24 protein-coding genes are annotated in these 23,908 nt (G+C 67.9%); 20 read left to right on the top strand and 4 right to left on the bottom strand.

The annotated features are described in order from the left end of the window. The first annotated feature begins 202 nt into the window (after positions 1-202). From eccCa to ACRXBZ_RS16215, 15 genes are all read left to right on the top strand, one after another. Positions 203-4,306: a type VII secretion protein EccCa gene (gene eccCa, locus ACRXBZ_RS16285; RefSeq protein WP_433879840.1), complete on the top strand. Its 4,104-nt coding sequence runs from the start codon at positions 203-205 to the stop codon at positions 4,304-4,306. Between the two features lie 696 nt (positions 4,307-5,002). Beyond that, the gene (locus ACRXBZ_RS16280) at positions 5,003-6,850 is read left to right on the top strand and encodes a type VII secretion-associated protein (protein ID WP_433879839.1); all 1,848 of its coding nucleotides are present in this window, start codon (positions 5,003-5,005) and stop codon (positions 6,848-6,850) included. Between the two features lie 64 nt (positions 6,851-6,914). Next, complete coding sequence (locus tag ACRXBZ_RS16275) at positions 6,915-7,268, top strand: hypothetical protein (RefSeq protein ID WP_168585478.1); 354 nt, start codon at positions 6,915-6,917, stop codon at positions 7,266-7,268. 138 nt (positions 7,269-7,406) lie between these two features. Then, on the top strand, positions 7,407-7,718 hold the full coding sequence (locus tag ACRXBZ_RS16270; protein WP_433879838.1) for a WXG100 family type VII secretion target: 312 nt from the start codon (positions 7,407-7,409) through the stop codon (positions 7,716-7,718). 62 nt (positions 7,719-7,780) lie between these two features. Next, positions 7,781-8,071, top strand: a complete 291-nt coding sequence (locus ACRXBZ_RS16265) for a WXG100 family type VII secretion target (protein ID WP_433879837.1) — start codon at positions 7,781-7,783, stop codon at positions 8,069-8,071. A 367-nt stretch (positions 8,072-8,438) separates the two neighbouring features. Next, the gene (rplM, locus tag ACRXBZ_RS16260) at positions 8,439-8,885 is read left to right on the top strand and encodes a 50S ribosomal protein L13 (RefSeq protein ID WP_010316190.1); all 447 of its coding nucleotides are present in this window, start codon (positions 8,439-8,441) and stop codon (positions 8,883-8,885) included. 26 nt (positions 8,886-8,911) lie between these two features. After that, complete coding sequence (gene rpsI / locus ACRXBZ_RS16255; RefSeq protein WP_433883897.1) at positions 8,912-9,421, top strand: 30S ribosomal protein S9; 510 nt, start codon at positions 8,912-8,914, stop codon at positions 9,419-9,421. Positions 9,422-9,672: 251 nt separating this feature from the next. Further along, entirely contained in the window at positions 9,673-11,007 is a 1,335-nt protein-coding gene (gene glmM / locus ACRXBZ_RS16250) for a phosphoglucosamine mutase (RefSeq protein WP_433883896.1), read from the top strand. A 51-nt stretch (positions 11,008-11,058) separates the two neighbouring features. After that, a complete protein-coding gene (locus ACRXBZ_RS16245; protein WP_168585475.1) occupies positions 11,059-11,217 on the top strand; it encodes a hypothetical protein in 159 nt (52 codons plus the stop codon). Positions 11,218-11,226: 9 nt separating this feature from the next. Continuing rightward, positions 11,227-11,370 carry a hypothetical protein gene (locus tag ACRXBZ_RS16240; protein ID WP_168585474.1) on the top strand — a complete coding sequence of 48 codons (144 nt, stop codon included), beginning with the start codon at positions 11,227-11,229 and terminating at the stop codon, positions 11,368-11,370. A gap of 214 nt (positions 11,371-11,584) precedes the next feature. Then, positions 11,585-11,758: a hypothetical protein gene (locus tag ACRXBZ_RS16235; RefSeq protein ID WP_433879836.1), complete on the top strand. Its 174-nt coding sequence runs from the start codon at positions 11,585-11,587 to the stop codon at positions 11,756-11,758. Positions 11,759-12,120: 362 nt separating this feature from the next. Next, complete coding sequence (locus ACRXBZ_RS16230; protein ID WP_433879835.1) at positions 12,121-12,369, top strand: hypothetical protein; 249 nt, start codon at positions 12,121-12,123, stop codon at positions 12,367-12,369. Positions 12,370-12,512: 143 nt separating this feature from the next. Next, positions 12,513-12,818, top strand: coding sequence for a type VII secretion target (locus ACRXBZ_RS16225; RefSeq protein ID WP_168585471.1), 306 nt, complete (start codon positions 12,513-12,515; stop codon positions 12,816-12,818). After that, positions 12,818-15,511: a WXG100 family type VII secretion target gene (locus tag ACRXBZ_RS16220; protein WP_433879834.1), complete on the top strand. Its 2,694-nt coding sequence runs from the start codon at positions 12,818-12,820 to the stop codon at positions 15,509-15,511. The genes ACRXBZ_RS16225 and ACRXBZ_RS16220 overlap by 1 nt, the downstream gene beginning before the upstream one ends. Next, positions 15,508-15,930, top strand: a complete 423-nt coding sequence (locus tag ACRXBZ_RS16215; protein WP_433879833.1) for a hypothetical protein — start codon at positions 15,508-15,510, stop codon at positions 15,928-15,930. Before ACRXBZ_RS16220 ends, ACRXBZ_RS16215 begins: the two co-directional genes overlap by 4 nt. A gap of 134 nt (positions 15,931-16,064) precedes the next feature. Here the strand turns inward: ACRXBZ_RS16215 and ACRXBZ_RS16210 are convergent, their stop codons facing one another. After that, a complete protein-coding gene (locus ACRXBZ_RS16210) occupies positions 16,065-16,901 on the bottom strand; it encodes a dienelactone hydrolase family protein (protein ID WP_433879832.1) in 837 nt (278 codons plus the stop codon). Between the two features lie 116 nt (positions 16,902-17,017). Between ACRXBZ_RS16210 and glmS the strand changes: the two genes are divergently transcribed. Then, a complete protein-coding gene (gene glmS, locus ACRXBZ_RS16205; protein ID WP_433879831.1) occupies positions 17,018-18,880 on the top strand; it encodes a glutamine--fructose-6-phosphate transaminase (isomerizing) in 1,863 nt (620 codons plus the stop codon). Between the two features lie 314 nt (positions 18,881-19,194). Here the strand turns inward: glmS and ACRXBZ_RS16200 are convergent, their stop codons facing one another. After that, complete coding sequence (locus ACRXBZ_RS16200; RefSeq protein ID WP_433879830.1) at positions 19,195-19,347, bottom strand: hypothetical protein; 153 nt, start codon at positions 19,345-19,347, stop codon at positions 19,195-19,197. 144 nt (positions 19,348-19,491) lie between these two features. Continuing rightward, positions 19,492-20,811, bottom strand: coding sequence for a helix-turn-helix domain-containing protein (locus ACRXBZ_RS16195; RefSeq protein ID WP_433883895.1), 1,320 nt, complete (start codon positions 20,809-20,811; stop codon positions 19,492-19,494). A 330-nt stretch (positions 20,812-21,141) separates the two neighbouring features. Here ACRXBZ_RS16195 and ACRXBZ_RS16190 point away from each other — a divergent pair, with 330 nt between their 5' ends. The 3 genes from ACRXBZ_RS16190 to ACRXBZ_RS16180 all read left to right on the top strand — a co-directional run bounded on the left by ACRXBZ_RS16190 (position 21,142) and on the right by ACRXBZ_RS16180 (position 22,388). Next, positions 21,142-21,486: a hypothetical protein gene (locus ACRXBZ_RS16190; RefSeq protein WP_433879829.1), complete on the top strand. Its 345-nt coding sequence runs from the start codon at positions 21,142-21,144 to the stop codon at positions 21,484-21,486. Beyond that, positions 21,483-21,842 (top strand): hypothetical protein, encoded by a 360-nt coding sequence (locus ACRXBZ_RS16185; RefSeq protein WP_433879828.1) that lies wholly within the window; start codon positions 21,483-21,485, stop codon positions 21,840-21,842. The genes ACRXBZ_RS16190 and ACRXBZ_RS16185 overlap by 4 nt, the downstream gene beginning before the upstream one ends. Positions 21,843-21,905: 63 nt before the next feature. Then, a complete protein-coding gene (locus tag ACRXBZ_RS16180; protein WP_433879827.1) occupies positions 21,906-22,388 on the top strand; it encodes a hypothetical protein in 483 nt (160 codons plus the stop codon). Here ACRXBZ_RS16180 and ACRXBZ_RS16175 read toward each other — a convergent pair. Continuing rightward, a complete protein-coding gene (locus tag ACRXBZ_RS16175; RefSeq protein WP_433879296.1) occupies positions 22,289-22,615 on the bottom strand; it encodes a hypothetical protein in 327 nt (108 codons plus the stop codon). The genes ACRXBZ_RS16180 and ACRXBZ_RS16175 overlap by 100 nt on opposite strands. A gap of 57 nt (positions 22,616-22,672) precedes the next feature. Here ACRXBZ_RS16175 and ACRXBZ_RS16170 point away from each other — a divergent pair, with 57 nt between their 5' ends. Continuing rightward, positions 22,673-23,872 carry an IS630 family transposase gene (locus ACRXBZ_RS16170; protein WP_433879703.1) on the top strand — a complete coding sequence of 400 codons (1,200 nt, stop codon included), beginning with the start codon at positions 22,673-22,675 and terminating at the stop codon, positions 23,870-23,872. Positions 23,873-23,908: the final 36 nt, after the last annotated feature.

Genomic DNA, 23,908 nt, shown 5'->3' with positions numbered 1-23,908 from the left:
CCGGCCCGCCCGGTCGAAGAGCGCCCCTAGTATGGCCACACCGACCGTCGGCGGGGGCAGGTTTGGTGCAACTCGTGCCAACTACTTCATATCTAGTTGGTCACGCCCGAGTCCCACCCCGCCGCAGGCGGTGCCGCACCGGTACAGAATGCTGGCTGCGACATTCGAGAGCACGTTTGACACGGAAAGGTTGTTGCGTCCGGTGAGCACGCTGCAGTTCAAGCGAACGCCACGCCTGGCCGCTCCCAGGCCACCGGGCGGGGAGGTGCACCTCGAACCACCGCCGGAGATTCCGCGGACCATACCGGGCAGCATCGTCCAGAAGGTCCTGCCGGGCATCATGATCGTCGCATCGCTGGGAATGATGGTCTTCATGCTTCAGCGGGCCAAGGACAACCCGATGATGATGATGATGCCGATGATGATGCTCATCTCAACTTTCGGGATGATGGCCGGCGGCGGCAAGGAAGGCAGCCAGAAGAAGGCTGAGATGAACGAGGACCGCAAGGACTATCTGCGGTACCTCGGGCAAATGCGCGACCGCGCGCGGGAGGCCGCCGACGAGCAGCGGCTAGCCCGGGAGTGGGTGCACCCCGACCCGCAGACCCTGTGGTCCCTGGCCGCCGGCAGCCGGCGCATGTGGGAGCGACGTCCCAACGACAACGATTTCTGCCAGGTTCGGGTAGGTCGCGGTTCGCAGCGGCTGGAAACCCGCCTGGTGCCACCGCAAACCGGCCCGGTCGACGAGCTGGAGCCGATCACCACGCTGGCGCTGCGCCGCTTCGTGCGCGCGCATTCGCTGGTGCCGGACCTGCCGATCGCCACCTCGCTGCGCGGTTTCGCCGCGGTCGGCCTGCAGGGCGACCGGGACGTAGTGCGCGGCTTGACCCGCGCGATCGTGTGCCAGCTGGCCACCTTCCACACCCCCGACGACGTGATGATCGCGGTCGCCAGCAGCGGCCGCGCGCGCACGGAGTGGGACTGGGTGAAGTGGCTTCCGCACGCCCAGCACCCGACCGAGACCGACGGCATCGGCCAGATGCGGCTGATGGCCGGTTCGCTCGGGGCCCTGGAGCAGATGCTCGCCGAGCAGCTGGCGGAGCGGCCGCGGTTCCAGCGCAACACGGCGCCGCCGGACGGCCAGCCGCACATCGTGATCATCCTCGATGACGCCGAGATCACCCGCGAAGAGGCGCTCTACGTCGAAGGCGGGCTGGCCGGGGTCACCTTGATCGACCTGTCCGACCTGCTCGGGCAGCTCACCGCGCGCCGCGGCATGCGGATGGTCGTGGAGGAGGACCGCATCGGTGCCCGCGGCGGGTCCGGTGTGGAGTGGTTCGGCAAGCCGGACACGCTGAGCACGGAGGAGGCCACCTCGCTGGCTCGCCAGCTGGCGCCGTACCGGGTGGCCGGCGGCGTTTCGGCGTCCGACGCCGACAGCGGCGGCTACGAGCCGTTGACCACGCCGCTGAACTACATCGAGCAGCTGGGGTTGGCCGGTGACGTGGTCACCTTCGACCTCAACGAAGCCTGGCGGCCGCGGTCCCGCGACGACCTGTACCGCGTCGCGATCGGCCCCGGCGAGCAGGGCGAGATCGTCCACCTGGACATCAAGGAAACCGCCTCCGGCGGCATGGGCCCGCACGGGCTGTGCATCGGTTCGACCGGTTCCGGTAAATCCGAGTTCCTGCGCACCATCGTGCTGGGCCTGATGGCCACCCACTCGTCGTCGATGCTCAACTTCGTGGTCGTCGACTTCAAGGGTGGTGCGACGTTCAACGGGTTCGAGCCGGCGCCGCACGTTTCGGCGAGCATCTCGAACCTGGAGGGCGACGGCTCGCTGATCGACCGCATGCAGGACGCGCTGGCCGGTGAGATGAACCGCCGCCAGGAGGTCCTGAACAAGGCGGGCGCGAAGAACGTCTGGGACTACCGGAAGATGAGCGAGGCTGGCGACGAACGTTGCCAGGAGCCGCTGCCCGCGCTGTTCGTGGTCATCGACGAGTTCTCCGAGCTGCTGTCGCAGCAGCCGGACTTCGCCGAGCTTTTCGTGATGATCGGCCGACTGGGTCGTTCGCTGCAGGTCCACCTGCTGCTGGCTTCCCAGCGGTTGGAAGAGGGCAAGCTGCGCGGTCTGGACACGCACTTGTCCTACCGGATCGGTTTGAAGACCTTCAACGCGGCGGACTCCCGTGCGGCGATCGGTGTTCCGGACGCCGCCGACCTGCCCGCCACCGGTGGTCACGGGTACCTGAAGCACCCCAACGGCATGGAGCGGTTCCGCGCCGCGTTCGTGTCCGGCCACATGCACCAGACCAGTGGCCGCCGCCCGACGCTGAAGGGCGGCGCGTCGCCGGTCACCGGCGACAAGATGCCGCGGGAGTTCATCCCGGACTACATCGAGAAGCCGCCGGAACCGGAGAAGCCGGTCGTCGAGGAGGTCAAGGAGCAGAAGAGCGACCTCGACCCGACGGACTTCCAGATCATCATCGACAAGATTCGCGGGCAGGGCCCGCCGGCGCACGCGGTGTGGCTGCCGCCGCTGGACACACCGCCCACTTTGGACGCCTTGCTGCCGCCGCTGCAGCAGACTGACGACCGCGGCTACACGGCGGCGGGCTTCGCGGGCAGCGGCCGGCTGCAGTTCCCGGTGGGGCTGATCGACGTGCCGTACCACCAGCGACAGGACCCGCTGACGCTGGACCTGAGCGGTCAGGGGGGTCACGGCGCGATCGTCGGCGGTGTCGGTGCGGGCAAGTCGAACACGGTCCGCGCGATGGTCGCTTCGATGGCGCTGACCCACACGCCGCGGGAGGTGCAGTTCTACTGCGTCGACCTCGGTGGTGGTTCGATCTCCGCGCTGCGGGGCCTGCCGCACATGGGCGGTTACGGCACCCGGCGTGACCAGGACACGGTTCGGCGGACGATCGCGGAGCTCAAGACGATGCTGGCCGAGCGGGAAGCGCGGTTCCAGCAGCACGGCGTCGAGGGCATGAACGACTACCGCAACCGCAAGCGGCGCGGTGAGTTCGAGGACGACCCGTTCGGCGACGCGTTCCTGATCATCGACGGCTGGCGGACGTTCCGCGAGGAGTTCGAGTCGCTGGAGCAGGACGTGCTGAACCTCGCGGCCAACGGCCTGGCCTACGGCGTGCACTTGTTCGTCACCGCCGCGCGTTGGGCGGAGATCCGCCCGGCGATGAAGGACCTGATGCAGACCCGCATCGAGCTGAGGCTCGGTGACCCGAGCGAGTCCGAGATCGACCGCAAGTTCGCGGTGAAGGTCCCGCAGGGCCGCCCGGGGCGCGGTATGCACGGCAGCAAGCTGCACTTCCTGACCGCCCTGCCCCGCGTGGACAGCGAGACCATCGGTGACCGCGTCGAGGCTGAGCACGAACAGGTCAAGCGGGAGATCGACGAGGGCAAGCCGGTCCGCGCGCCCCGCCTGGGCTGGGAGCTCTACAACGACGACGTCTCCGACGGTGTCGCCGACTTCGTCAATCGGGTCAAGAGCTCTTGGAAGGGGCGTCCGGCGCCGCAGGTCCGCCTGCTTCCGGAGCTGCTGCCGTACCAGCAGTTGCCGCGTCCGGAGCAGCAGCCGAAGCCGAAGCTGGTGCCGATCGGCATCAACGAGGACGGCCTGCACCCGGTGTACCTGGACTTCAACGCCGAGCCGAACTTCTACGCGTTCGGCGAGCGGGAGTCGGGCAAGACGGCGCTGCTGCGCACGATCGTCCGCGGCATCACCGAGCGGTACACGCCGAAGGAAGCGCTGGTCCTGCTGGTCGACTACCGGCGCACGATGCTCGGGTTCCTCAACACCGGGCACCTGCTGGAGTACGCGGTCGGTGCGGACCAGTTGAAGGGCAACGTCAAGGACATCGCGGCATCGTTGAAGAAGCGGCTGCCCGGCCCGGATGTGACGCAGGAGCAGTTGAAGGACCGCTCCTGGTGGAAGGGCCCAGAGCTGTTTGTCATCGTCGACGACTACGAGCTGGTCGCGCCGCAGGGCAACAACCCGCTGGCGCCGCTGGCGGAGTTCGTGCCGGTATCGAACGACGTGGGTCTGCACATCGTGCTGGCGCGCAACTCCGGTGGTGGCAGCAAGTCCTTGTACGAGCCGATCATCGGCAAGATGCGCGAGACGTCGGCGCCTGGTCTGGCGATGAGCGCGAACAAGGACGACGGTCAGCTGGTCGCCAACATCAAGTCGCGGCCGCTGCCGCCTGGTCGAGGCACGCTGGTCAGCCGCAGCCTGCGCGGCGGGCCGCAGATGATCCAGACGGCGTTCATCCAGCCGGAGTGATCCGACGGGACGACGCGAAAGCCTCCCCCGAGCCCAGGCCTGGGGGAGGCTTTTTGTGCCGACCCAATCCGGGTGATTTTTCAAGGTGAGGGGCACCCTTGAGCGGCTGAGACTGAAGAAGCGGCTGTACCACCCAAGGGTGCCCCTCACGTCTCACCTGGTGGTGTGGTTTGGGTGAACGCGCAGAGCTGAATCCAGAACATCGCTACTGCTTCCTTTCGCCGGGTGGCGTTCGCCGATTTCGCGCGAAATCGGCGAACGCCACGCCTGGCGGGTGGCGATTTCGCGCGAAATCGCCACCACCTCTGGCGGGGATCGGCGGGTGGCGCGAATGTGTCGGCGGCGCGTGCGGGAGCCGTCGCAGAGCTGGTCCACTTCGGACAGCCGGGCGGCGTTGCTGAGGCCGGTCGGTGGCTGGAGATGGCCGATCGGCTCGCCGAGCAGGGCTTCACCGCTGGGTCGCGTCGTGGGGGATCGGGCGTGGTGAGGGCACTCGCACCCTGGTCAATTGGGCGCGGGTGCCCCTCAACCCGTTTGGATGGCAACAATCCGTGACAGGTGGTCGCGTTGATCACCCGGTCAGGGGCAGACTGTTGGTGCGCTCGCACCCTTAACCTCTAGGGTGCTCGGGGGGAGTCGGCGCGCCGAGAAGTCGGCGGTCGGACGACAGACGTCGCCGGAAAAGGCGCTTCGGCGATGGTGAAGGAGTTCTGGGTGTCCCTGCACGTCTCGATCGACTTCGGCACGTCGAGCACATGCACGGTGGTGTCTGTCGGCGGTGCCGAACCACAGGTGGTGGTGATAGACGGGCAGCCGCTGGTCCCGTCCGCGGTCTTCGCGGCGGCGGACGGCACGCTGTTCGTCGGGCACGAGGCCGAACGCCAGGCCGCAGTCGACCCCGCTCGTTTCGAGCCACACCCGAAGCGCCGCATCGACGAAGGCGAGCTGCTGCTCGGCAGCAGCGTGCTGAAGGTCGTCGACGTGATCCGCGCCGTGCTGCAGCGCGCGGTCGGCGAGGCCCGCCGCTTCGCCGGCGGCGCCGCCGTGGACCTGCTGGTGCTGACCCACCCCGCGGACTGGGGCGCGATGCGCACCGCCGAGCTGCGCAAGGCCGCCACCGGGCTGGGCAAGGAATTGGTCATGGTGCCGGAACCCGTTGCGGCGGCGGTGTTCCACTCCGCCGGTCACGGCCTCCCCGACGGCGGCGCGCTGGCGGTAATCGACCTCGGCGGCGGCACGGTGGACGCCAGCGTGGTGCGCAAGCAGGGCTCCTCGTTCCAGGTGCTGGCCACCCGCGGCGAACCGAACTTCGGCGGCGCGGACATCGACCAGGCGCTGCTGGACCACATCGGCCGGCTCGTCTCCGCCACCGATCCCGAGGCGTGGCGCAAGCTCGTCGAGGGCCGCGACATGGCCGATCGCCGACGCCGCCGGGTGCTGCGGCAGGACGTCCGCGGCGCCAAGGAGACCCTGTCCCGGCACACCTACACCGACGTGCCGATGCCGCCGCCGTTCTCGGACGCGCACGTCACCCGCGTCGACCTGGAGGCGCTGATCGCCGGGCCGCTGGGCAAGTCCGCCGACCTGGTGTTGGCCACCCTGCGCGAGGGCAAGGTGCAGCGGCAGCAGCTGGCCGGGGTGTTCTTGGTCGGCGGTTCGAGCCGGATCCCGATGGTGGCGCGGCTGATCCACGAGCGCACCGGCGTGGTGCCGACCACTTTGGACCAGCCCGAAACCGTGGTGGCGCGCGGCGCGCTCCGCGCGGTGCGGCTGGATCCGGACCGCAGCGGTGGGCTGGCACCTGCTGGTGCCTGGGCGGGCGCGTCGACGGTGCGCGCCTACCCGGTGCCCGGCCCGCCCCCGGTCGGCTCCGCGGGCGGCTCGCCGGTCGGCCCCGGCGTGACCGCGGGCGACTCGCTCAGCGGTGCCCGGACCGTCGTCATCGGCGGCAGCGACCAGACGATGCCGGTCGCGCACCGGCCCAGCCGCAAGAAGCCCAAGCTGCCGTGGCTGATCGGTGCCGGCGTGGCCGTCGTGGTGGCCGTCGGCGTGGTCCTGACCCTGGTCATCACCAGCAGCGGCCAGCCGCAGGCCGAACCCGGCGGCCCGACCCGGCGGGCCGCGCAGTACGACTACGAGTTCTCCTACCCCGGCGACTGGAAGCAGATCGGCGGGGATCCGAACAACTGGCAGACGCTGATCGCGCCGGAGGACGACGCGCAGGACTCGGTGATCGCGGTCAACGAGGGGAAGCTCGACTTCGACACCGACACCGACCGGAACCGGGCGGTTCAACAGCTGCTCAGCGACTACCAGCAAAAGGTCGCGGCCGGCGAACCGTTCTCGTTGTTCAACCCTTCCACCAGTTTCGCCGGTCGGGACGTGGTGTACTACCGGCAACAAATGCCGGATGCGACGGTCGAGTGGTATGTACTGCACCGACGACAATTCCGGGTCCTCGTCGGCTGCAAGTACGGCTCGGTCGGCAAGGACGACGTGGTCCGCGCTTGCGAACAGGTCGTCGGTTCCATCAAGGTCCGTTGAACCGGCGGTGAATTCGCCGCGGCGGAATGGATTTCGCGCGGCCGTCGGACAGGGAGACATTGCCATGGCAGATCCAGCGGATTCCGTCCGCAGATTCCGCGCCGAACTCGCCGACGCGGTGGGCCGCAGTCGGCGGGCCCGCGACGAGGCGCACCACCGCGCCGAGGTTTTCCAAAGGCACACAACGGAACTCGCGAAGAACGCGGCGACGGGCAGCAGCGCCGCCGAATCCGTGCAGCGGGCGGTGGCGATCGACTACCGCACCCGGGTGGGTCTGGAAGTTCCCGAGTACTCGGCAATCGAGTCGAATGTGCGCCCGGACACCGCCGCTAACGAGTCGGCGGCCGGGAAATCGCAAGAGCAAACGCCTTCCGACGGCAGCGATCTCGACTTTTCGCAAGCGCAAATCATGCGATGACCTGCGGGTTCCGTTCCCGGCGTTTACATCAGCAACGGGTTGCGCAGAAATCCAGGACAACGTGGAACCGAACATGGCAATGTCTGCGTCGCAGGTTCATCCGAACTTGATGACGAGTTTGAAGGGGGTCATCCAGAGATGGCTGGAATTGGTGCAGATGTCGAGGCGATCGAGAAGGCGTCGCAGGACATCGACGAGGCTCGCAACGCCGTCGAGCAGGCGCTCCAGCAGCTGAGCGGCCAGCTGGAGGGGCCGGTCGCGAACTGGAAGGGCGCGGCCGCGGACGTGTTCCGCAAGCTGATGGGCTCCTACGAGGATAGCGGCAAGAAGATTCTGCAGAAGCTCGACGAGCTGGGCCAGAACGTGCAGAGCTCCGGTGCGGCCTACGCCCAGGACCAGGAGGACCAGGCCCAGGAGATCTCCAAGATCTCGGCGATGCTCGACGGCTGAGCCGCACTCCGAACTGTCGCACGTTCCGAATTCTTGGCTATAGGTATTTGAGGGGATAAGCAATGAGCGAGATTGCAGTCAACTTCGCCGAGCTGCAGCAGGCCTCGGACGACCTGCAGGCTGCGGCCCAGAAGATCCAGAGTGAGCTGGACGAGCTGGAGGGCAAGGTCCAGAAACTCGTCTCCACCTGGGAGGGCGAGGCCGTGGCCGCGTACCAGGACGCCCAGAAGTCCTGGGATGAGGAAGCGGCTCGCATGCAGGAGACCGCCGCGAAGATGGGCATGGCCGTTGCCGCCGCCAACGAGTCCTTCCAGGCCGGTGAGAAGAAGAACGCCGGTCGCTTCGGTGGCTGATCCCACCCGCTGAAGAGCGATCTGCGGCCCCGGCGAGCGCCGGGGCCGCAACGCTGTCCGGGGTCGCGCGGGTACCGCCCCCGGCATTCGCTATCCTGTTTCCGGCGATCTGCCAGGTCAGAAACCTCCAAGCAAGTACCGAGGACCCGTTTTGACCGGGCCAGAAGCCACCAAGTACCCTCATTCTTTGTTGTGCGGTGCGCGGCTGCAGTTCGCGCCAGTGGATCGGGTCTCTCACGGATCGCGGTCCAGGCGGCGGTTCTGGCGGACGTGCCGGTTCCCGGGAGAATTCCCGCGGGAACCGCCGGCGTGATCGAGACGGGCTCCGCACTGACGATTCCGACGCGAACGACGACGAGGTAGATCCGTGCGCACGTACAGCCCGAAGCCCGGCGAGGTGACCCGCGCCTGGCATGTGATCGACGCCGAGGATGTGGTGCTCGGCCGGTTGGCAACTCAGGCCGCGACGCTGCTGCGCGGCAAGCACAAGCCGACCTACGCGCCGCATATGGACACCGGCGACTTCGTCGTCGTCGTCAATGCCGAGAAGGTGGCCCTCACCGGTAACAAGCGCACCCAGGCGTTCCAGTACCGGCACAGCGGCTACCCCGGTGGTCTGCGCAAGCAGTCCTTCGGAGAGGTGCTCGAGAAGCACCCCGAGCGGCTGCTCGAAAAGGCGATCAAGGGCATGCTGCCGAAGAACAAGCTCGGCCGCGCCATGGGCAAGAAGCTCAAGGTCTACGCCGGCCCGGAGCACCCGCACCAGGCCCAGAACCCGCAGCCGTTCGAGATCAACGCGAAGGTCGAGAAGTGACTGACGAACTTCAGCAGGAAGAGAACGTGACCCCGGAGGAGACCGCCGAGGTCGCGTCCGAGGAGACTGTCGAGGTCGACGAGACCGCCGAGGTCGCGTCCGAGGAGACCGCTGAGGCGGTTGCCCCGGCTCCGATCCCGGTGCCGACCGGCCGTCCGGTGCAGACCGTGGGTCGCCGCAAGGAAGCCGTCGTCCGGGTCCGGCTGGTGCCGGGCAACGGTGGCTTCAAGCTCAACGGCAAGAGCCTCGAGCAGTACTTCCCGAACAAGGTGCACCAGCAGCTGATCAAGGAGCCGCTGGTCACCGTCGAGCGCGTGGAGAGCTTCGACGTGCTGGCCACCCTGCACGGTGGCGGCCCGTCCGGCCAGGCCGGTGCGCTGCGCATGGCGATCGCCCGGGCGCTGGTGGCCTACGAGGCCGAAGACCGCCCGGCGCTGAAGAAGGCCGGCATGCTCACCCGTGACGCGCGGGAGAAGGAGCGCAAGAAGTACGGCCTCAAGAAGGCCCGCAAGGCGCCGCAGTACAGCAAGCGCTGACGCGAATTTCATCCGATCTGCGGGAGCAGTCATCAGTCCACTGCGGACGAGACTGCTCCCGCAGTCGTATGCGCCGGAGGCCTTCTACCGACTCGCTCCGCGGTGGTGTCAAAATCGCCACGCCCGCGGGCGGTCGCCACGCCCGCGTGGGATAAACGGCTTCGCTGCTGCAAAGACAAGAACCCGACGTGGCGCGTCCGGTCTCGCGCCCCGCGGAGTTTTCCGCGTCACACGAGGAGGACGTGCTGCTGATGGCTCGGTTGTTCGGCACCGACGGGGTGCGCGGGTTGGCCAACGCGGATCTGACGCCGGAGCTGGTGATGTCGGTGGCCGCAGCGGCCGCGCGGGTGCTCTACGACCGGGACGATTCGCAGCGCCGGGTGGCGTTGGTCGGCCGCGATCCACGGGCCAGCGGCGAGATGCTGGAGGCCGCGGTCACGGCGGGCCTGACCTCGGCCGGTGCCCACGTGCTGCGGGTCGGCGTGCTGCCCACCCCGGCGGTGGCGCACCTGGTCGCGGAGCTGGGTGCGCACCTCGGAGTGATGATCTCCGCCTCGCACAACCCGATGCCGGACAACGGGGTCAAGCTCTTCGGGGCCGGCGGGCACAAGCTCCCGGACGCAGTCGAGGACGAGATCGAGGCTCGCCTTACCGAGCAGGTCGACCGGCCCACCGCGGCCCACGTCGGCCGCGTCCGCGACGTCCCCGACGCGGTGCGGCGTTACGTCGATCACCTGCTGACCGCGGCTCCGCAGTCGCTCGACGGGCTGAAGGTCGTGGTGGACTGCGCCAACGGCGCGGCCTCGGTCGCCGCCCCGGAGGCCTACCGCCGGGCGGGCGCCGAGGTGATCGCGATCAACGCCGAGCCGGACGGCATCAACATCAACGACGGCGTCGGCTCGACCCACCTCGACGTGCTGCAGGCAGCGGTGCTCGAACACGGCGCGGACCTGGGCATCGCGCACGACGGCGACGCCGACCGCTGCCTCGCGGTGGACGCCAGCGGGGCCGCGGTGGACGGCGACCAGATCATGGCGATCCTCGCGGTGGCCATGCATGAGTCCGGCGAGCTCACGGATAACACGCTGGTCGCGACCGTGATGAGCAACCTCGGCCTGCACCTGGCGATGCGCGAGCAGGGTGTCGAGCTGCGCACCACCGCCGTCGGCGACCGGTACGTGCTGGAGGAGCTGCGGGCGGGCGGTTTCGCGCTCGGCGGCGAGCAGTCCGGCCACGTCGTGCTGCCCGGCCACGCGACCACCGGCGACGGCCTGCTCACCGCGCTGCGGCTGATGGGCCGGATGTCGGCCACCGGCACGCCGCTGGCGTCGTTGGCCAAGGTCATGCGGCGGTTGCCGCAGGTGCTGATCAACGTGCGCGTGGCGGACAAGGCCGCGGCGGTCGCGGCGGCCGAGGTGGTGTCCGCGGTGGCGGCGGCCGAGGGGGAGCTCGGCGACACCGGCCGGATCCTGCTGCGCCCGTCCGGCACCGAGCAGCTGGTACGCGTGATGGTCGAGGCGCCGAGCGAGGAGACCGCGCAGGCCGTGGCCGAGCGTTTGGCGGAAATCGTTGCCGCAATCCGGTGATCTTGTGATTTTGATCTCTCATTTTGACGCGATCTGTGAGACCCTGCTCACATGGGTGCCATCGTTGTCGCCATGGTCGTGGGGCTCGTCGCTGTCGGGCTCGTCGTCGCTATCGTGATCTTCTCCGCGCTCGCGCTGGCCGGCATGAAAGCCGTCAACGCCGCGCACGAGAGCAGGTCCTGGTTCGTCAACCGTCGAGGTCGAAGCTGAGCGTGCGCCATGCGCGGACGAGTGTTCGGTGACCTGCTGATCGTTCTCGTGGTGCCCTTGGTGCTCATGGTCCTGGGCGCGTTCGTGCTCGCCGTCGTGCTGGCGCAGGGCTGGGGCCTGCACCTGATCTTCGAGGGCGGCGGCCTTTACTGATCATCGGCTGAGCCCGTGATCCGGCATTATGCGCTGCCGTGCTCTGCATCGATCTGGGGTTCGCCGTTCCGCTGCTGGGCCTCGCGGCGGCCATCTGCCTCGTTGTGCCCGTGCTGGTGCTGCTCCGGCGGCGTTGAACGATTCTGGCCATCCGCTGCCTCCGACGCGGTGCCCTCCGATAAGTTCGGTTCCTGGTCGAACGATTGGAGGTCCGGTGATCTTCAAAATCCTGATCGTGATCGTCGTGAGCGCACTCGCCGGTGCCGGTGGTGGCGCGCTCGTCGCGATGATCGCGAAGAACAAGGCTCCGGCGCAGCCGCCGTTGCAGCAGTTCCCGCCGCCGCAGCAGGGCTTCTCGCTGCCGCCGCAGGGCCCCTACCAGCAGTGACGACTACGAACAGATCCGTTCAGGACTTGCAGCGGACTAGCAGGGGTTACTGACAGTTCCGGATCCTGTGTCAATGTGTGACAGAGCGTGGTGTAGTGTGTTGCTTGCTGACCGAGCGAAAGCCAAGCCCGGTCAGCGGTTTTCCTGCGGCGGCAGGTGAAACACGTTAGGTACCGCGAGTTGCGTGGGAACCGGCCGCAAGGCCAAACGCACGTGGAGACCGTGTCAGACCAGCGTTCGTGCTGGCAGTGGTCGAGGAAGCGTGAAGGCCACCAGTCTTCCTGATGGTCAACGCAGGTGGCGCAAGTCATCTGCTCACGGAACGTTTTGACACGTTTCGTGAACGGGAAACGTTGTATCTGGTGATCACGCTGGTGCTCAGCGTGCTCTTCGGCGGCGGGGCCGGTGCGTTGACCGCGCTTCTGATCGGCAAGAACGGCAACAACGCCCAGCGGCCCGCGCAGTTCCCGCCACCGGGCTTCGCCCCGCAGCCGCCTCATCAGCAGTACCCGCCCCAGCAGTTTCCGCCGCAGCAGCAGTACCCGCCGCAGCACTTTCCGCCGCAGCAGGGCTACGGCCAGCCGTTGCAGGATCCGCAGCCGCCCCAGTGATCGACTTCTCCCTTCGCGGATGCAAGCACCTCGGTGGATTGGCCGTTCAGCCCTGGGGAACCTGCCAAGATTAGGAACCAGCGAATCATCCGCGCCGTCACACCCGCTGAGACGTGCGCGACAGGTCGGGTGAAGGGGGCGCGATGAGCGGGGCGCAGACTTCGGGAAGTGATGTCGGGAAGGCGGCCAATGCGTTTTCCGACGGTTCTGGGGCGATCAAGGAGCAAGCCAAGGCGGCCACCGATACGAAATTGACCGCTGAGAAGTTCGGGAAGAAGTTCCACGAGGCGGGCAAGGCCTACAAGGACGCGCTGGACAAGCTGGGGAAGAACATCGAGTCGTTCGCCGAGCATGGATCGAAGCTCTCCGAGAGCTTCTCCGAATCCGCGAAGGAATACCAGGCCCGCGACGAATCCGGTGCCCAAGAGGTCGGGAAGGTTCAGGCCTGATGGCGGACGAGAAGAAACAGGAAGAGGAAAGCAGCTTCGGCGAGGACGTCGGTTCGGTCGTCGGCGGGATCCAGGGCGGGGTCACCGGTCTGGTGCTCGGGCCGGCCGGTGCCGCGGCGGGCGCGAAGATCGGCTCGGAAATCGGTGGCGCGATCGGCGGGGCCGCCCAGGACGCCGGCGAGTGGCTCGGCGAGACGGCCTCCGACGCGGGCAGCTGGTTGGTCGACAACGCGGGCAGCATCGCCGACACCGCGATGTCCGTCGTCAACCCGATCGGCGGCAAGCTCTTCGAGTCCCTCACCGACGGCGGTTTCTCGGCGCTGCAGGAGAAGGCCAAGGCCGCCGAGGAGCGCAAGGGCAAGTTCGAGGACGCAAAGGGGAAGTTGGAGGGCGGCGGCGCCGTCAACACCTCCGACGAACTCCTCGACGACGGCAAGATGGGGCTGGACTTCTTCGAGAAGTTCCTGCCGCTGTACCAGGATTGGGCAGGCAAGGGGCCGGACTTCAAGGGCGAGGTCGTCCAGGAGTACGACCAGCTCCGCGAGATCGACTTCGGCGCGTTCCGGGCCGACGCCGAGCGGTTGGGCGGCGTGCAGAAGGCGCTGCTGGACCAGAACGACTCGATGGGCCAGGCGTTCCGGGGCGCCAAGCAGACCTGGAAGGGTTCGGCAGCGGACGCCGCCGAATCCAAGGTCGGCAGCTACAGCATGGCGGGCACGACGGTCACCAACGAGACCGAGAACATGGCCGGCGCCATCACCCCGGCCGCCGACGGCATCCAGCAGACCGTGCGGGAATACGCCAAGTTCGTGCTGGAGCTGGGCAAGGAGATCAAGTGCGCCGGCAAGGATCCGGACGACACCAAGGACGAGATCCGCAAGGCGCGCGGCGACATCAACCTCGAAGACCTCAAGGACATCGGGATCGATGACATCTTCTCGGGTGCCTGGTCGATCATCAAGGACCAGGCGATCGGTCTGATCCTCGGCGGCCCCATCGGCGGGCTGATCGGTCAGTTCTTCGGGGCCAAGGACGCCTGCGACCAGATCCGCCAGGGCCTGATCGACGACGCCAAGAAGTGGCTCGACGAGTCTTTCAAGCCCGAGATGGAGCAGAAGTACCAGAGCTTCAAGGACCAGAGCAAGGCCACCCAGGACGCCGTCCAGGCCGCGTACGACCAGATGCTGCAGGCCGCCAAGGTCAGCGATGACCCGTTCAAGGGCCTCGAAGACGGCAAGGGCGGCGGGGGTGACGACCAGGGCGGCGGCAACAACACCGGCGGCGGCGGCAACAACACCGGTGGCGGAGGTTCCGGTACCGGCGGCGGTGGTTCCGGTACCGGCGGCGGTGGCGGTGGCGGCGGTGAGACGGAGATGCCGAAGACGCCCGAGATGCCGGAGATGCCGGAAGCCCCCGGAGCGGGTGGCGGCCTCGGTGAGCAGGGCGAACAGGAGAAGGTGACCCTCGGCGAGGGCGACGATGCGGTCACCGTCCAGAAGCCTGGCCCGGACGGCAAGACGCAGGTCGAGCTGATCGGCCCGGACGGCAAGCCGAAGACCTACGAGGTCGACTTCGGCCCGGCTGGTGGCGCCGGTGCGCCCGGGGCGGAGGGCATCCAGACGATGCCCGCGCCGGGGCAGGCGCCCGGCGGCGTCGGCGGGCCGCCCGGTGGCCAAGGTCCGATCCCGGTGCAGGCGGGCGAGGACGGCAAGGCCGTGATCCGCGAGGGCGACCGCACCATCACGCTGGAGCGCACGCCGGACGGCCAGGTCAAGGTCAGCGTGGACAACGGTGGCGGGCAGCCGCCGCTGAACCAGACCATCGACTTCGGCAGCGACCAGGCGGAGCCGATCGACGGGGCGGACCGCATCACGACCATGCCCGCCGAAGCTCAGCCCGGCGAGGTCCCCCGACCGTCGGACGCCACCACGATGCCCGCGCCCGCCCCGGGCTTCGCCGCGTCCGACGTGGGCACGATGCCTGCGCCGGACCCCGTGGCGCCGATGCCAGCCCCGGACCCCGGCTTCGCCGTGCCCGACGTGGGCACCATGCCAGCCCCGGACCCCGGCTTCGCCGCGCCGGACTACGGCAGCGGGGTGGGCACGATGCCCGCGGCGGAACCCGGCTTCGGTTCGCCCGCCTACGGCGTGGGCTCGACCATGCCTTCCTACGACACCAGCGGCGAAGTTCCTGCGGGCACCGAGCCGGCGGCGGCGGGCACGCCTGCCTCCACCGCTCCGCAGTCCGCGGGCATGAGCGTCTTCAGCAGCATGAGCGACGGGGTGCAGAACTCGTTCGGCAGCGCCTCCGGTCAGCTGTTCGGCGGCCCGGACCAGCCGGGCGTGCCCGGCGGTTCCGACCAGCACGGATCGACCGGCCTGGCCTCCCTTGGAGACTCCGCGGGCGGCAGTCCGCAGGGCGCCACCGGCCTGTCGTCGCTGGGTGGCGACCAGAGCAGTGGTTCGGCGCAGGGAGCTCACGCCGGCCAGTCCGCCAACCAGAGCTCCGCGATGGGCGGCGCGATGATGGGCGGCATGGGCGCGATGGGCGGCGGCCACGGCGGTCAGCAGGGTGGCGAGCAGGAGCGCAGCAACAGCAGTCCGTGGCGAACCCAGGGCCAGCTCTTCGATGACGGCGTCGATTCGTCGAACATGCGGTTCCGGTCGGTGCTGGGCGAGGACCGGGAGAGGTGAGCGCGGTGGTTCTGATCAACCAGAAGGTCGCGGACGAGATCGCGACCTTGGTCGCGCGGCACCGCTACGGCGTCGAGGACAGCATGGACGCGGTCCGCGCCGCGGAGGCCGCGTCGGCGAAGAAGAACGAGGAGATCAAGGCGGCGGCGGACGAGCGCAAGCAGGAGCTCGTCGAGAAGGCCGCCAACGCCCAGCCTCCGGAGGACAAGCCCCGCAACGACTGGGCCGGCAAGCGGAACGAGGACAGCAACGAGATCAGCCTCGGAGCCGACGACGAGGAAGAACGACCGCAGCAGGCCGCCCGGCCCACGCCGCCACCGGCGCCACCGCCGCCACCGGCGGCCCCCAAGCCGGTACCGCGCCGGCGGGTGGCGTTCGACGATGACGACGACTACGAGAACCAGAGCTGGCTGAGGTGACATCCACGGCGGGGCGCGGAGATTTCCGCGCTCCGCTTGGTTTTCCGCCTGCGGTTGGTTTTCCGCCTGCGGTTGCTAAAAGGTGCGACAGACGTCGGGGCGCCGACGAAGGGCCAGGACGGCACAGCTGTGAGTCACGCCGCGGTGAGGTCGCCGCGGCTGTGCTCGTTGTCGATGTGACTGCCGCCGATGTCGGCGCTCAGCAGCGCTTCACCGCGCCGATCGCCGACTAGCGTGCGGAGCAAGAAAGCGGTGAGCAGGGCCTTGGTGACGCGCTGCGTCGCGTACTCGGGCTTGCCGTGCAGCACCAGCTGCGTCCAGTGCCGGCCCTCGGTGAAGCCGAGGTGGCTGGCCTTCTTCACCGTCCGCAGCTGCACCGGACCGCCCCAGGCACGGGCGATCGGCTCGGCGTTGGCCACTGGCGGGGTCAGCAGGTCCCGGCCGGCGGCGATGTGCAGGCCCGGCACCTCGACGCGGCTCGCCGTCTCGAACGCCGACGGCATGGTCTCGGCGGCGGCCAGCGTCGCGACCGAGCGGATCCGCTGGTCTTCGGCCGCCGCGAGCACCGCGCAGCCGCCGCCCATGGCGTGCCCGGCCACCCCGAGCCGCTTCTCGTCGACGCTGATCCCGCCCTCGCCGAGCCGGACGCCGACGCAGACGTCCAGCGCGGTCCGCAGGTCGGCGGCGTACAGCCGGTGCGACGCGAACACGCCGCGCTGGGTGCCGGGCGCGGCGACCACGATGCCCCACGAGGCGAGGTGCCGGAGCAGGCCGAGGTAGCGGCGGGGCGGCTGCAGCCAGCCGTGCCCGAACGCGACCGCCGGCAGCCCGAGGCCACTGCGGGGGGTGCAGACGATGCCGGGCAGCCCGACGAGGGCCAGATCACCGTGCAGCACGTCGTGCGGTCCGCGGCGGGACAGCTCTTCGAACGCGTTCTTCGCGGAAGGGGCCTTCTTGGCAGTGCGCGCCATGGTCAGCAACGGTAGCGGACCTGCTCGTGCACGTGCGGTAGCCGCCACGGGAGGGGGTTCCCGAACCGGCTGACTCGAACAGGTTCAGACCATGTGGAGTAGCTACTCTGGGCCGAGTGTGCGGCATCGTTGGTTACGTAGGACATCGTCAGGCGCTCGAAGTCGTCCTCGGCGGACTCCGGCGACTGGAGTACCGGGGTTACGACTCGGCGGGAGTCGCCCTGCTCGACGGTGAGGGCGGCCTCGCGGTGGAGCGCGCCGCCGGCGCGCTATCGAACCTGGAGAAGCGCCTCGCCGAGGTCGATGGCGGCAAGTTCGCAGGTCACAGCGGCATGGGACACACCAGGTGGGCGACCCACGGGGCGCCGACCGACCGCAACGCCCACCCGCACCGCGACGCCAGCGGGCAGGTCGCGGTGGTGCACAACGGCATCATCGAGAACTTCGCCGTGCTGCGCGCCGAACTGGAAGCCGCGGGCATCGAGATGGCCAGCGACACCGACACCGAGACGACGGCGCATCTGGTCGCCGCCGCCTACGCCGACGGGCCGACCGCCGGCGACCTGACCGCCAGCGTGTGCGCGGTCGCCCGACGCCTGGAGGGCGCCTTCACGCTGGTCGTCACGCACGCCGCCGAGCCCGGCAAGATCGTGGCCGCTCGCCGGTCGTCCCCGCTGGTCGTCGGGGTAGGCGAGGGCGAGCACTTCCTGGCCTCGGACGTCGCCGCGTTCATCGAGCACACCCGCGATGCGGTGGAGCTCGGCCAGGACCAGGTGGTGACCATCACCCGCGACGGCTACCGGGTGACCGACTTCTTCACCGAGGACGTCGAGGCCAAGCCGTTCAGCGTCGACTGGGACCTGTCGGCCGCCGAGAAGGGCGGTCACGACTACTTCATGCTCAAGGAGATCGAGGAGCAGCCCGAGGCGCTGGAGAACACGCTGCGCGGCCACTTCGCCGGCGGCGGCATCATCCTCGACGAGTTGCGGCTCACCGAGCAGGACCTGCGCGACATCGACAAGGTCTTCGTGGTCGCCTGCGGCACCGCCTACCACTCCGGGCTGCTCGCCAAGTACGCCATCGAGCACTGGTGCCGGGTGCCGGTCGAGGTCGAGCTGGCCAGCGAGTTCCGCTACCGCGACCCGGTGCTCGGTCGGGACACGCTGGTGGTGGCGATCTCCCAGTCCGGTGAGACCGCCGACACCCTGGAGGCGGTGCGGCACGCGCGTACCCAGCGGGCGCGGGTGCTGGCGATCTGCAACACCAACGGCGCGCAGATCCCGCGCGAGTCGGACGCGGTGCTCTACACCCACGCCGGTCCGGAGATCGGGGTCGCGGCGACGAAGACGTTCCTGGCCCAGGTCGCGGCGAACTACCTAGTCGGGCTGGCCTTGGCGCAGGCGCGCGGCACGAAGTACTCCGACGAGGTGGCGAGGGAGTTCGCGGAGCTGTCCGCGATGCCCGAAGCGGTGCGCAGCACGTTGTCCACAGTGGACCAGGTGCGGCAGCTGGGCCAGGAGCTCGCCGACGCCAAGGCGGTGCTGTTCCTGGGGCGGCACGTCGGATACCCGGTGGCGCTGGAGGGCGCGCTCAAGCTCAAGGAGCTCGCCTACATGCACGCCGAGGGCTTCGCCGCGGGTGAGCTCAAGCACGGGCCGATCGCGCTGATCGAGGAAGGTCTGCCGGTCGTCGTGGTCATGCCCTCCCCGAAGGGGCGGGCGCTGCTGCACTCCAAGTTGGTGTCCAACATCCGCGAGATCCAGGCGCGCGGCGCCCGGACCATCGTGATCGCGGAGGAGGGCGACGACGAGGTCCGTCCGTTCGCCGACGAGCTGATCACGATCCCGGCGGTGCCGACCCTGCTGCAGCCGCTGGTGTCGACGGTGCCGTTGCAGGTGCTGGCGGCGGAGATCGCCAGGGCCCGCGGCTACGACGTCGACAAACCCCGGAACCTCGCGAAGTCTGTCACCGTCGAGTGACCACCACCTCCGAGTGAAGGGCACGTTCCGCCGATCAAGCCTGTGAGCTGCACTGATGTGGTCAACCGCGTTCCGTGGACACATCACGGGCACACTTTGGCCCTTGGGAGTGGCTCGCATGGCTTCGATCGATACCCGTAAGCGCGCTAATGGTACGACCGCCTACCGCCTTCGTTGGCGGTACGGCGGCCGGCGCGACGGGTGCCCCGCAGACGCTCACCTATCGGTTGGTGGTCACAATCATGGGTGAACGCCGCTTGGGACACGACGCGCAAGGCCGCCCAGAAGGCGGGCCTGGCGAAGAGCCCCCGGATTCACGACCTGCGGCACACGCACGCGGCGTGGCTTTTGACCGCGTGCTCGGCCAGCGCGGCGCCCGGCTGACCTACCGGCCGCACGCCGCCGCCCTGGCATGGCTCGATCAGCACTTCCACGACCTGCCGGCCGTTGACCAGCGCCGCGCTCATCACCGAGCTTGACGACCGGTGGCGCAACGCCGCGTAACCCGCACATAGGCCGGGGTAGGGGTGGGACCTCCACCCCTACCCCGGCAATCGCTCGATCGATACGTCATAGCACCCGGCACCACGCCGGGGTATCGAACTTCGTTTTCATGTAGCTTTGAGCGACTCTGTAATACGGGATCGCAGGTCAGTCGCACCCGGCAATTTCGCTTGCTTCGTCAACGCTCTACGGACTTCCACAAGATCGCTCTTGGCGCGACGGGATTTGAGCGGTGCTTCTGCGCTGAGGGCCTGTTCGCCATAGGCGATACCTCGGTTCGCGTCGCCTACTGTTAGTTCAAGGATCGCCAGTTTGCCTAGAGAGAATGCGCGTGCCCGTGCTTGCGTGGCCGAATACGCCGAAACTGATTTGCTGAGACGTTCGCGCGTGTCATCAATATGGTTTCCGGCGAGTGCAACATCCATTAGTGCATGCCCGGCGTCGCCCGCCAATTCCGCCGCGTCGAAGTAGGTGATCCACGGCGGGTCTTCGTCCGAATTCTTACTGGCGAAGTGTTCTTCGGCGGCCAACACAGCCCCGTAGCACTCTTCACCCCGGTTGACCTTCGCCAGGGTGCGAGCGTGCACAGTGGACAGCATTGCGCGCACGGTTGGTGTCTGCCGGTCCTGTCGAACTTGGGCTAGCTCGATGAGACTCAACCCATCGTCAGGACGGCCGACGTAGATGGCTTGGCGTGCCATGTCCGAAAGGACGTTAGCCCGCAAGCCCCAGTCATTTACCTGTTCGGCGCAGTGCAACGCCACTTGGAAATACTGACGCGCCGTATCGTGGTATCCGGCGTCGAAAGCTCCCCAGCCTGCGACGTCCACCAGGAATCCGACTGCGCGATAAAGTTGGTCTTTCACCCCGCCGGTTGCGTCAGCGCCAAGTAGTTGAGTCGCCCATTTCACTTGTCCGGCGATAGCGTCCTTACATGCACCCCCGCCGTACAAGTCCTGCCAATCGCCGAAGAGATTGATTGCGTGGTTGACTTGTTCGACCTCGGTCGCGCCGACCCGTGACGGGACATCACCCGCAGCCGCGCGGCCGACCGCTTCGGCTACCGGGTCACCAACCGCCATGCCCGCCGCAGTGGCGGCCAGTGCACGTAGGAACGCTTGCCGCTTCACGTCGTCACTCCCTTGCGCTCCCTCGGTTCGATCGACAACGACGGTAGCCGCCTTGCTGCGTGTCGAGTAGAAACCAAGTTCAGCATCGATAGGCGCGCCCAGCACCGCGCACAGCGCGCGTCGGTAGTGCTTGCCGGGCCAGGTGTGGACCCCGCGCTCTAGCTTGCTGATGTAGTCCGCATCCATCGCGCCGGGCTTACCTGTGTCGCGCTCTACCTGCGCGTTAGCGAGCTCGGCCAACCCCTCCTGCGTCAGCCCGAGGGCACCGCGTGCGGCCGTAAGTCGGTGGTTCGGCACAGGAGACAAGCTACCTCTCTGTGATCATGTTTGTTCGCAGGGTAGCGCTTAACTGGGCGAATTGTGATCCCTACGGCCAACCCTCCGTCCAATCCTCCGGGCTGATCTCCGGTAAATCCGTCCAGCCGTCCGACGACTGGACCGGCGACTTGATCTCTGTTCCTGATTACCGCTCGGCATCCGAGGCTTGAGACCAGCGGGACCGGTGACTGTCCCCTACCGGTCACCGGTCCCGCTTTCCAGCCCACGGCACGGAAGGCGGTACGTGATGCGCTTGCGAAACAGCCACCCACGCCGGACACGGGCCCGATGCGACGGCAGGTGGCCGTGATGCTGACCGCAGTCGTACTACTCGGCATGGCCGGCGCGCTTGGCCTGGTGTTTGTCGCGCGCCTCGCGCGTACCCGAGGCAGGGCAGACGTGCCGGACCGGCTGACCGTGGCCGACTTGATGCACCGAATAGCGAAGGAAACCAGCGGCGATCGTGACGGGCGGCATGCCATGCGCGGCTGGGATACCGAGCGTCCGAATACCGGTCGGCACGCCGCCGAGCGATTCCCGACAGACGAAATCCCTATCCCTGTTCATCGGGACAAGACGGAAATCATTGTCCTGCCGTTGGTTCCCCGCCGCTATGTGCCATTGGTTCCACAAACGCGTAAGGATCACCAATGAACAGTATTGATGACGGACTGCGAGTCTTGATCACGCGAGGCTTCCGGTTTCAGCACGTGAAAGACGATCGTGGCAATGTAGCCGTGATCGTCGGGTCCTACGCGTGGGGCGAATTCTACGACCGGATACAGATCACCGGTGAAACCGAAGCCATTGCAGCACGTGCGGTCATGGATTCCCGGTGCAGTGCGGACGGCGTGGTGTGGAGTCACGAAGGCGACACCCTGTCCGCGATCACGGCCCTCTTGGAGCTGCCGAAACCGGACGAGCCAGGCGCGCCCCGGCTCGTCCGGCGCGCGCCGTCCGGGCTTTGGCTGCCCGGCACAGACCACCGCCCCTTGTCGCTGCCCCTGTGAGGCAGCCTGCCTCGCCTGCGAGACGATAAGCCCGATCCCGTAACCGAGGGGAGCACACCCGTCATGACCACGGCAACGGATACCCTGGCCGATGAACTGGCCGAGCGATTCTCCGGCAGCCCGCTACGTATCGGCACCCGTACCACCGCGCTGGCCCAAGCACAGACGCGGCGCGTCATTACCCGGATAGGACACGCTATCCCCAGAATGCCCGTTGAAATCGTGGAGATCCAGACGTCCGCCGATTTGTGGACCGGTGACCTTTCCCAATTGGGCGGTAAAGGAAACTTCACCAAGGAAATCGATCGGTCGTTGATCTCCGGCAGAATCGATATCGCCGTGCACTCTATGAAAGACGTTCCCGGTGATGTGCCGTTGCCTAAGTGGTCCGTTTCAGAATTCCTTCGGGGGTTGACTTCAGGTCCGGTGTTGTGCGTGTCGGCCGGTCAGATGTCAGGTGCGGCGAGGTGGAGCTGGCAGGCGCAGTCGAGGGCGTTTTCGGGGGTGCCGGTGATGCCGCCGGTGGGCAGGAGGGAGTCCTCGTAGCGGTCGCTGCTGGCGTAGTAGAGGGCGAAGCCCCACCTGCTGGCGGTTCCGCCGTAGCGCAGACGCATCAGCTTGACCTGTTCGCCGTCTGCCAGCTCCGCTTCCACGTAGGCGAAGGCTCCGCGGTGGCGGACGTGCAGCCGCCTGATCTGCGGCCAGGCAGTGCGGGCGTGCTCGCCAAGACGCTGTTCGAGCGAGAGCCTGGTGGACTCCGGGGGTGTGGGCATGACAGCCATCCTGCCCGATGGGCAGCAGGGCCGGGACACGGCAGGATACGGGCTGTCATGATCCACTTCTTCTCGATTGGCCCCCATCTGATGCCCGTTGCCCTGGCCCGTCCGATAAGCCTGACCGCCGCCGAGGGCAAGCGGCTGAAGAAGATGGCCCAGGGCCACAAGACCGAGTACCGGCTGCGGCTGCGCGCGCAGATCATCCGGCATGCGGCGCGCGGACGCTGCAATGCGCGCATTGCCCGCGAGACGGGGCTGCATCTCGACACGGTCCGGACCTGGCGGAGCCGGTTCGCCGAACACGGCTTGCCTGGGCTGTCCGACCGCAAACGCACCGGCCGCCCGCCGTCGTTTACCGCGTTGCAAGTCGCCGAGACCAAAGCCCTGGCCTGCCAACTGCCCGCCGAAACCGGCACGCCGTTATCGCGCTGGTCATGTCCGGAACTGGCCCGCGAGGTAGTCGCCCGGGCCATCGCCGGATCGGTTTCCGTCTCCACCGTGCGTCGCTGGCTGGCCGACGACGCGCTCAAGCCCTGGCAGTACCGGTCGTGGATCTTCATCCGTGACCCGGACTTCCGCGCCAAGGCCGGCCGCATCATGGACCTGTACGCCCGCACCTGGGGCGAGGTCCCGCTGGGCGAGGACGAGTACGTGATCTCAGCGGACGAGAAGACCTCCATCCAGGCCCGCTGCCGCTGCCACCCCACCCTGGCCCCCGGCCAGGCCAGGGCGATGCGCGTCAACCATGAATACGACCGCGGTGGCGCCCTGGCCTACCTGGCCGCCTACGACGTCCACCAGGCCAAGGTGTTCGGCCGTACCGAACCCACCACCGGCATCGTGCCCTTCATGAACCTGGTCGCCCAGGTCATGAGCCAAGAGCCGTACGCCAGTGCCAAGCGTGTCTTCTGGATCGTCGACAACGGCTCCTCTCACCGAGGGCAGAAGGCCATCGACCGCCTGACCAAGGCTTTTCCGAACGCCGTCATGGTCCACACCCCCGTGCACGCCTCGTGGACGAACCAGATCGAGATCTTCTTCTCGATCGTCCAGCGCAAGGTCGTCTCACCCAACGACTTCACCGACCTCGACGAGATCCGGGATCGGCTTCGAGCCTTCGAAAACCGCTACAACGCCACAGCACAGCCGTTCCAGTGGAAGTTCACCACCTCCGACCTGGACGATCTGCTGGCCAGACTCGATCGGCACACCGCCGATCATCAGACAGAATCCTCCACCGCACTGGCAGCATGATCAACCCCCGAAGGACTTACGAACTCGACCACTAAG

The organism is Saccharopolyspora hattusasensis, assembly GCF_050972075.1.
GTDB classification, from domain to species: domain Bacteria; phylum Actinomycetota; class Actinomycetes; order Mycobacteriales; family Pseudonocardiaceae; genus Saccharopolyspora; species Saccharopolyspora hattusasensis.
Note: the sequence above shows the minus strand (reverse complement) of the source record. Positions and strands in the feature narration are given on the sequence as shown.